General features: G+C 69.9%; 5 protein-coding genes and 1 pseudogene. 5 read left to right on the top strand and 1 reads right to left on the bottom strand.

Annotated features, from left to right (window positions below):
- Positions 1–135: 135 nt before the first annotated feature.
- A pseudogene (locus D0Z06_RS07160) lies at positions 136–485 on the top strand (integrase core domain-containing protein); the annotation flags it as partial.
- 281 nt (positions 486–766) lie between these two features.
- Here D0Z06_RS07160 and D0Z06_RS07155 read toward each other — a convergent pair.
- Positions 767–1,720, bottom strand: coding sequence for a sulfotransferase family protein (locus D0Z06_RS07155; RefSeq protein WP_117376650.1), 954 nt, complete (start codon positions 1,718–1,720; stop codon positions 767–769).
- A 526-nt stretch (positions 1,721–2,246) separates the two neighbouring features.
- Between D0Z06_RS07155 and D0Z06_RS07150 the strand changes: the two genes are divergently transcribed.
- The 4 genes from D0Z06_RS07150 (at position 2,247) to D0Z06_RS25280 (ending at position 8,976) form a co-directional block, all read left to right on the top strand.
- Positions 2,247–3,050, top strand: a complete 804-nt coding sequence (locus D0Z06_RS07150) for a hypothetical protein (protein WP_147331992.1) — start codon at positions 2,247–2,249, stop codon at positions 3,048–3,050.
- Positions 3,051–3,288: 238 nt separating this feature from the next.
- A complete protein-coding gene (locus D0Z06_RS07145; protein WP_117376648.1) occupies positions 3,289–4,689 on the top strand; it encodes a hypothetical protein in 1,401 nt (466 codons plus the stop codon).
- A gap of 436 nt (positions 4,690–5,125) precedes the next feature.
- Positions 5,126–7,168 (top strand): PKD domain-containing protein, encoded by a 2,043-nt coding sequence (locus tag D0Z06_RS07140; protein ID WP_147331991.1) that lies wholly within the window; start codon positions 5,126–5,128, stop codon positions 7,166–7,168.
- A 371-nt stretch (positions 7,169–7,539) separates the two neighbouring features.
- On the top strand, positions 7,540–8,976 hold the full coding sequence (locus tag D0Z06_RS25280; RefSeq protein ID WP_158579902.1) for a hypothetical protein: 1,437 nt from the start codon (positions 7,540–7,542) through the stop codon (positions 8,974–8,976).
- Positions 8,977–9,135: the final 159 nt, after the last annotated feature.

Raw genomic sequence — 9,135 nt, 5'->3', positions numbered from 1 at the left:
GACCATCACGCCCGCACCGACACCCTCCGCCGCGCCACCACCGGCACCCGACGACCGCTAACCTGACCCCGCTCCCGGGTGGGGACTTTCGGTGAGCACACCTGGGGAGATTCGGCGAGCGCCATCAACGTCGACGGCCTGGTCCACCACTCGGACAAGGGCGTCCAGTACCTCGCGGTGCGCTACACCCAACGGCTGGCCGAGGCCGGCGCGGTGGCCTCGGTCGGTTCCACCGGCGACTCCTACGACAACGCGCTGGCCGAGGCGTTCAACTCGCTGTTCAAGGCCGAGCTGGTGCGCAACCGGGGCCCCTGGAAGGGCATCGACGACCTCGAGATCGCCGTCGCCGAGTACATCGACTGGTTCAACCACCGACGCCTGCACGGCGAGCTTGGCCTATCCCACCGGCCGAGCACGAGGACACCTTCTACCGGCACCACCCCGCGGCGACTACCGTCGCCGCGTCAGTTCCGAGCCTCCACTGAACCCGGGGCGAGACAACCGTGGCCCAGCAGGCGTGCGGACCGCCGGCCGCCCCGGTGCCGAACCGGCGGTACCCACGATGCGTGCGGGGGATGTCGTCGGCGAATGTGGAAGTCGACGTCGACGTGAGATATCGGGGGAGGCTCGACGTCTCGTTACGGTGAGGCTGACCACGATCCCACCAGCGGGACGTCACTCGGCAGATGCACGGGCCGGTCGGGCGCACAGTCGCTCGCCGAGTCCAGACTCCTGCCCGGGACGTGGGGTGCCCCCTTCGCTACCGCTACTGGATGGTCGAATCTCCCCGCGGTTGGCGATGTCTGTGCAACCAGTCGGGGAAGTGGTTCAGCCCGGCAGTCTCTAGTCTCGTGGCTAACCGGTCGTTGTGCGGGCCGTAGAACTCATCGAGTCGTTGGCGCTCGGCAGAGCCGAGGCGTTCATCGGTGTGCTCGCTGTTCACCGCGTAATAGGCGCTGCGAACCGAGCGCTTGAGGCCGGGGTGAGCGGTGAGGAACCGCTCACTCCGCCGGTGAACCGTCAAGGCCAGCTGCTGCAATTTCTTGTTCCTGTACTGGACCGTCTTGTTTTCCACGCCGTAGCGGAGGGACGCACATACGGAGGTGTCTATTCGGAGCCAGGTGCACAGGCCTTCCACCACGGCGCGCGGATCCCGGATCACGTTCTCGAAGAACTCGACACGCAGTCGCTCGCCGAAAATCTCCATCCAGGCGTCGATCCAGAAATCGTAACAGCCGCCCCCGAGTCCCCAGAAAGGCTGATTGACGCGCAAGCCGTCAGTGCTGCCACGGTGGAGCGTCTCACACCGGTCCAGGTACTCCGCGAAGGTCATGTCCTTGGGAATCCGTGCCGTACTCCGGACGAAGCGGTACCAGGACCAACACCGCTGGACCGGGTCACGAAAACTGACGACCACGCGTGCGTCAGGGAGCAGAGCGGCCACCGCGTCAGCGACAAGTCGGCCGCCTGCGTAGTAGCCGGGGGTTGCTTCCATCCGGTAACGATGGTCACGGCAGTGGGCGAAGTGCCTGCTGTAGCTCTCCAGCGGGGCCAGGGGCTCCCCATAGCGCAGTGCCGAGAAGTACCGCAGTTCCTTGACGTCTGCAGGGCAGATGTCGGGGTGCTGAGCCAGATACCTAAATAGCGATGTCGTCCCTGCCTTGGACACTCCCGCGATCAGGAGGTTCGGCAGCCGGCCCCTGGTGTCGGAGGGCGTCATCGTGATCCCTTTCGTGACACGTGACCGGGTCTGCGGTCGGGAGCGCGGCGATCCCGGTCCCCCTCGGTGACGCGCGCATGCGGTTTCTGGCAAGGCCAGAGGTCGGTCGAGAGCGCGTCACTCATCCAGGACCTCCCGGTCGGCTCCGCAGTGGCCGAGCAGCTGATGCTATCCATGCCGGGAGCTTCCGACAGAGCTGCGGTGCCAGCCCATTGCCAGTCGGTGAGGGACGTCCCTACGGTTCGGTCTCGTACGCTCGAGAAACCTGGAGTCGCCGGTGGCTGGTCGGCCGGGAACCCGGCGCAGTTGGGGGGTCGTGCGGCCTCTGACCTTCGTCATCCTCTGGGCATCGGTGAGTGGCTGCATCGCGGGTGCATCGCCCGAGGATGACCGCGGACGGGGCTGGCACCCAGCCCCCGTCGTCGATGGCGGCCCGTTGCGGGCGTTCACCGCAGACTCGTGGTGGAACACCCCCCTGCCTGAGGATGCCCCTGACCACCCCCGCGAAGAGCAGATCCTGCGGTACATGCTGACTGCGGACGAGGCGGCGGGGGGATGCGTCCACCTGGCGGGCGCCGGTGACAACCGGTGGGGACACCCGGTCTACTGGGCTCAGCCCGGTGACCCGGAGTACGACGTCGACGTACCGACGCCCGTGGTGCCTCCTGAGATCCGCGGCTTGCGCATCCCCAACGGTGCGCTTCCCGCCGACAACAGCGACGGGCCCATGGCCGTCGTGGACGTCGACCGCGGGTACGTCGCCACGTTCACCGACGCGGCTTACGACGCAGAGGCGGACACGTGGTCGGCGAGCGCCGCGACCGTCACCTACCTGGCCTCCAACGGTCTCCACGTGGGCACCGGTCAAGCGTCGGATCAGCGCAACATAGGGAGCCATCGCGGCAACAACGGGGCAGTCATGATGGTCCGCCTCGACGAGGTGACGGCCGGGCGGATCGAGCACGTACTCAAGGTCGCTTCTGGCCCGGAAGCGTCTCGACGCCACGTTTTCCCCATGGTGGGTAGCGACGGCGACTCGACGCATCCGGATGCACCACCCCAGGGTCTGCGCTTCCGGATCAAGCCCACGGTCGATCTCGCAGCGCTCGACCTCGAGCCGCAGGCCAGGGTGATCGCCAAGGCTCTGCAGGAGTACGGGTTCTACATCGGTGACTCCGCCGGCGTGACGGAGCTGAAGCTGGAAGACACCCGGGCGGAAGGACGTGGCCAGCTCTGGCCCCTCCGCCCGACCGCGCTGTGCGACCTGCCGCTGACACCGGAGTACTGGGACGTCCTCCCCGAGGGATACCGGGTGCCCGTAGATGACTGAGTCGCTGGTCGCCACCCCGGTCCGGTCCCGCTCCGGTCCGGTCCCGCTCCGTTCGACTCGATGACCTGCTGCTCACCGTCGTGGAGGGGGCGGGCTGGGATCTCACCAGTCTGCAGGAATAGTTGCGACGCATCCTGCTCCGGTGGCGACATCCCTTCACACCGCACGACGCACGAGGGCAGGATCGCTGCCTCCGACCTGCGGTGGACCGGGTCGGGTTCTCGACCCGAGGAGCGTCATGAAGGTCCTGCAGATTGAGTTCAACGAACTCTCGCCGCAACTGCTCACCCAGTTCATGGCGGCAGGCGAGCTGCCCAACTTTCGCCGTCTGCATGACACGTCGCACGTGTTCACGACCGATGCCCGCGCGGAACCTCCGAACCTGGAGCCGTGGATCCAGTGGCCGACGGTGCACCTCGGTGTGTCGCACCTCCAGCACGGCCTCCGACACCTCGGAGGAGCACCTCAAGCCGACTCCTCCCCCCAGGAGTCGATGCGCCTGCCGGGCGTGGCGCAGCTCGCGTCTGACGCCGGCCTCCGCGTCGGGGTCTTCGGGGCCATGAACATCCCCTACAGGGAACTTTCCGGGTTCTACGTGCCGGATCCTTGGAACGCGGCTGCGGTGGCTTCCCCAGATTCATTACAACCCTTCATGCGAACCGTGGGTGCCATGGTCCGGGACTCCTCGCGGACCGAGGGCACGACTCCGGGAGCCGGGCTCCCTGCCTTCGTAGCATTTCTGCTACGCCACGGCCTCACTCCCCGCACAGTCTCCGTGGTCCTTCGTCAATTGCTCGACGAGCGCCGTGATGCGGGCTTGCGCTGGCGACGAGCGAGTGTCCTCGACTGGATCCAGTACGACATCTTCCGCTACTACGCACGTCGTGAGCGGGTCGATTTTGCCACATTTTTCAGCAACAGCACGGCGCACTACCAGCACTACTTCTGGAGGCACATGGACCCGGCAGCGTTCGAGACTCCGCCCGAGCAGTCCGACCACGCCTCGTACGCAGACGCCGTCCGTTATGGCTACCGGTCGATGGATCGGATTATCGGCAGGATGCTCGCCGACTATCCGAGGACGGTCCTCGTCTTCTGCACCGCGCTGAGCCAGCAGCCGTGGACATCTGCCACGAAGCAGACGTACCGACCGCGTGACTGGGCAGCAATCCTGCGGCTGGTCGGACTGTCCGAGCGCGACGTGGATGTGCGCCCGGTCATGGCTGAGGAGTTCCTCATGCGGTTTCCGACCGAGGCCGAAGCGATTCGCAGCTACGAAGCCTATGGTCGGCTTGCAGTCGAAGGCGTGCCACTCATGCAGTTCACTAGAGAGGGCAACGCACTCATAGGCGGCTGTGCCATCACGCACACCGGGATCGCCGACGGTCGGATCACCGGTACCGGGGATGGCAGCGAACCACGGATGGACGAGGTCTTCACGCCTATTCACACGGTCCGCAGCGGCCGGCACAAGAGCGAAGGGGCCTTGTGGATCCGGACGGGTGACCACCGAATCCACCCCGACCCGGTGGACCTCGAGGACATCGCACCCACGGTCCTCGAACTCGTCGGCGTTCCACCGGCTCCTCACATGACCGGAGCGCCCTTGCCCATCGGCCAATCGGCGCTTCGACGCTGACAGCCGAGACCGGCAGTGCTGTGGGCTCGTGCCCGTAGCGTCCGGTGAATTCCCGCTGTGGCGGTTGCTCGAGAGCGCTGCTGTGGGAACGCGGCGCCTGCCAGGAGCGTCGAACGCTTCGGGGGCGCTGCTCCGCGCTGGTCGCGCACGCGCTCCAGCAGCCGTCGGACAGTGCATTGAAGCACCGTCGTGGCCGGTGTGGTCCCGGACAGCCTGCATGCAGGTGCTGCTCTACACCCGGAGATCAGGTGACCGTCCGCAACGGTGTAACGCGGATCGGATTTCGAACTGCGCGGAGCTGGAAAGCCCGCGCATGACGACACCTCCTGACGACACCTCCTATTGACACCGCCATCGCCTGCTCCAAGGCTGTCCGCGGCGTCGAGTGATCGAGGGTGATGTGAGTACACGTCTGCAAAAGATGAGTCTCGGGCTGGTGCTGACCCTGACGGGCGGCGTGGCGACGATCTTCGTGCCGTCTACCGCGCAGGCAGCCGTCGTCGAGGCGAGTCTCGTCGCCACCCGGCCAACCTCCACGTGGGCCCGTCCCAGCCCCGATCCCTCGGGGATCACCTACAACCCCGCGACCAACCGGCTGATCATCAGTGACGGCGAGGTCGAGGAGATGCAGTGGTACGCGGGAACGAACCTTTTCATCTCGCGCCTCGACGGCGTGCAGGACGCTGACTTCCCTGGGGGGACGACGGTCCCGTGGTCCTACGAGCCGGCCGGCGTGGGCTACCGGCCCTCCACGGGACACCTCTTCGTCTCGGACGACGACAAGGACCGGATCTTCCAGGTCCAGCCCGGTCCTGACAGCCGGCACGGGACGCCGGACGACACCATCACCTCCTTCTCCACGCGCGGGATCGGCAACAACGACCCCGAGGACGTCGCCGTCGACCTAGAGTTCACGAGGGACGGCAATCTCCTCGTCATCGACGGGACGAACAAGGAAGTCTGGCTGTACGGCCCCGGTCCTGACGGGGTCTTCAACGGGGTCCCTCCCGCCGGCGACGACACGGCGACGCACTTCGACGTCGAGCGGCACGGCGCCATGGACCCGGAGGGCATCGCCTACCACCCGGCCCGGGACACGATTCTCGTGCTCGACAGCCAGAGCAAGCAGGTCTACGAGGTCGACCGGCAGGGCAACTTGTTGAACGTCGTCAAAATCACGGCGGCGAAACCCCGAGCGGCCGCCGGTATCGCGGTCGCCCCCGCCAGCAACGGATCCGGAGCGCTGAACCTGTACATCGTCGACCGCGGTGTCGACAACTGGAACCGTCCCGACGAGAACGATGGGCGCTTCTACGAGATGGCTGTGGCCTTCCCACCGTTGACCGCCACCAACGCGGCGCCGACGGTGAGCGCCGGGCCGGATGCGGCGGTGACGCTGCCGGATGGTGCGTCGTTGTCGGGGTCGGTGACCGATGACGGGTTGCCGGCGGGGTCGTCGGTGACCGCGGCGTGGTCGATGGTCAGCGGGCCGGGGACGGTGACGTTCGCCGATCCGGCATCGGCCTCGACGACGGCGACGTTCAGCGCGGCGGGCAGTTACGTGCTGCGGCTGACCGGCAGTGACGGGGAGTTGTCCGCGCAGGACGACGTGGCCGTCGAGGTCAGTGGGGGTGCGCCTCCGCCTACCAATACACCTCCGACGGTGAGCGCCGGGCCGGATGCGGCGGTGACGCTGCCGGATGGTGCGTCGTTGTCGGGGTCGGTGACCGATGACGGGTTGCCGGCGGGGTCGTCGGTGACCGCGGCGTGGTCGATGGTCAGCGGGCCGGGGACGGTGACGTTCGCCGATCCGGCATCGGCCTCGACGACGGCGACGTTCAGCGCGGCGGGCAGTTACGTGCTGCGGCTGACCGGCAGTGACGGGGAGTTGTCCGCGCAGGACGACGTGGCCGTCGAGGTGACCTCGGCGGAGCAACCCCAGAGCGGCGTCCTGGACGTCCCGGTTCGCAGCGGCGGGGATGACGCCGAGCAGCGTCGGTGGAGCACCTCCCTCGCCAGCTGGGATCTCCAGTTGGGCGTGGACGGGACGATGGTGCAGACCGTCGGGCTCCGCTTCTCGGACGTGGCGGTGCCGCCGGGAGCTCGGATCACCAACGCCTACGTGCAGTTCCAGGTGGACGAGGCGGGAACCGCGGCAGCGAACTTCACTGTTGCCGGGCAGGCGGCGGACGATGCGCCGGCCTTCACGACGGCGAGCCAGGACATCTCGTCGCGGCCGCTGACGGGCGCAACCGTGAGCTGGGCTGCGCCGTCCTGGCCGACGATCAACGCCCGCACTGCGGACCAGCGAACCCCGGACCTCGCCGCAGTCCTCCAGGAGATCGTCGATCGGCCGGGCTGGGGCAGCGGGAACGCTGTCGTGATCGTGATCAACGGTGAGGGGACACGAACTGCGAAGTCCTTCGAGAGCGGCGCTGCGCGGGCTCCCGTCCTGCACCTGGAGTGGACGACGGGCTGAGCGACGCGGGCTGGTCGGCGACCGCCAAGGCTCCCCTGCGCTCAGGACTGCCGGCAGGCTGGCAGCTACGCACAGGCCAGAGGCCACAACTTGCCGGGAGGTCGGAACACCGTCTGGATCTCGAAGGATGCCGTCCGGAGCCGACCGCCCGTATCGGTGACAACGCTGTGGCGCGAACCACGGAGTTCCGCTGCTCATCACTGTCGACCGATCACGCAGGGTAGGACACGCCGCATCTTGGCCGGATGGTGCACTTGATCGGTTGATCACCCAACCCTTCTCCCGGAAGGTCTCTGTGGGGTGGAGCCGGGTCCGATACCCGTTCACCCACCCACATCGCCGCCCGAGCGGATGTGGGACGGGGGTCGGGCATGTCGGTCGGCAGTGCACGTGGGACAGCCGGAGCTGTCGCACGCCCGCGCCTGCTCGAGACCGCCCGCCGGGTCCTGCTCGCCGGCGCCCTGCTCCTCGGCCTCTGGGTGCTCGCCGTGGCCCTCGCCGGGCAGGCGCGCGCACATGAGCCGTCCGAGCACCGGTCCGAGGCGGCCGCCGCGGAGCACCGGGAGCACGGCCACCACGGCCCCCCCGAGGAGGACCCCGCAGCCCCGGTCGAGCCCTCCGCCGCCGTGGAGCCGGTCCCCGCCGAGCCCGAGGCCGCGCCCCCGGTGGCCCCCGAGCCGGTGAGCGAGGCGCCCGCCGCCCAGGAGCCGCTCACCGCCGAGCCCAAGGTCGTGGAGCCGGCCGCCGACGAGCCGGTGGCCGAGGAGCCCGCCGAGAAGCCGGCCACCGGGGAGCCCGCCACCGGGGAGCCGGTGGCCGAGGAGCCGGTGGCCGAGGAGCCGGTGGCCGAGGAGCCGGTGACCGGGGAGCCGGTGACCGGGGAGCCGGTGACCGGGGAGCCGGTGACCGGGGAGCCCGCCACCGAGGAGCCCGCTACGGATGGGCCCGCCACGGATGGGCCCGCCACGGATGGGCCCGCCACGGATGGGCCCGCCACGGATGGGCCCGCCACGGATGGGCCCGCCACGGAGGAGCCGGCCGACCCGGCGGCCACCCCGGCCACCCCGGGGACCGGGACCGCCGAGCCCACGGCCCCCGCGACGGTGAAGCCGGCCACGCCGGCGCCCGCGGCGACGAAGCCCGCCACACCGGCGCCCGCGCCGGTGACCGACGCGGCGGAGCCGGTCGTCCCCGAGGAGACCCCGGCAGAGGAGGCCCCCGCCGACGAGGTCGCCGCCGACCACGGCACCGCGGCCGCCGGGGCGACGACCGCGGAGGCCGCCCTCGAGGTGGCCGGCCCCGAGCCGGACACGTGCACGCCGACCCCCCGCGCCGCCCCCGCCGCCTCCACCGCGACCGCGACCGACGTCGACGGGGACCCCGGCCCCGCGCCCGAGGACGCCGGGCCCCGCGGCGGGTCGGCCCGCTCGTCCGCCTCTCCCGAGACCGGCTCCGCGGGGGTGGCCCCGGCCCGCGCCGCGCCCGCCGCACCGGTGACGCCGGTCATCGCCCCGGCCGACCCGCAGGCACCCGTCCTGCTCGCCGTCGACGCGGGCCCGCCGGCCGGCCCGCCCGTGCCGCCGCCGGCACCCCCGCCGCCGCCCGCCGTCCCGGCCGCGCCGTGCACCGCCACCTCCGGTGGCACCGTGCTGACCGGCGCGGGCTCGCACGACCCCTCCGGCCAGCTCGCCGCGATCCTCGGCAGCGAGGTGGCCGCTCCCGAGGTGCTCGCCGCCGGGTCGATCCGGTCCGGCGCCGCCGCCGTCCCCGCGGACCCCGCCGACGAGCCGGGCTGCTCTCCCGACTGACCAGGTCGCCCACCGGCTGAACGCTGCCCGCGCCACGCGCGTAGGTCCCGTCACCAGCCGGTCCCCGGCACGCCCAGAGCGCGCCGACGCCCACCCGGCGTCCGAACCAGTTCCGCGGGTCTGCCCGCGCCCAGCTCGCGCGGGTCCCCCGCATCCGGA

The sequence above is a fragment of the Geodermatophilus marinus genome, assembly GCF_003428645.1.
GTDB lineage: Bacteria > Actinomycetota > Actinomycetes > Mycobacteriales > Geodermatophilaceae > Geodermatophilus.
This window is presented reverse-complemented; position numbering and strand designations above follow the sequence as displayed.

Bases quoted from the DNA above. Each gene is read 5' to 3' on its own strand.
- D0Z06_RS07155 (WP_117376650.1), bottom strand. From the start codon at position 1,720: ATGACGCCCTCCGACACCAGGGGCCGGCTGCCGAACCTCCTGATCGCG.
- D0Z06_RS07150 (WP_147331992.1), top strand. From the start codon at position 2,247: ATGCTGACTGCGGACGAGGCGGCGGGGGGATGCGTCCACCTGGCGGGC.
- D0Z06_RS07145 (WP_117376648.1), top strand. From the start codon at position 3,289: ATGAAGGTCCTGCAGATTGAGTTCAACGAACTCTCGCCGCAACTGCTC.
- D0Z06_RS25280 (WP_158579902.1), top strand. From the start codon at position 7,540: ATGTCGGTCGGCAGTGCACGTGGGACAGCCGGAGCTGTCGCACGCCCG.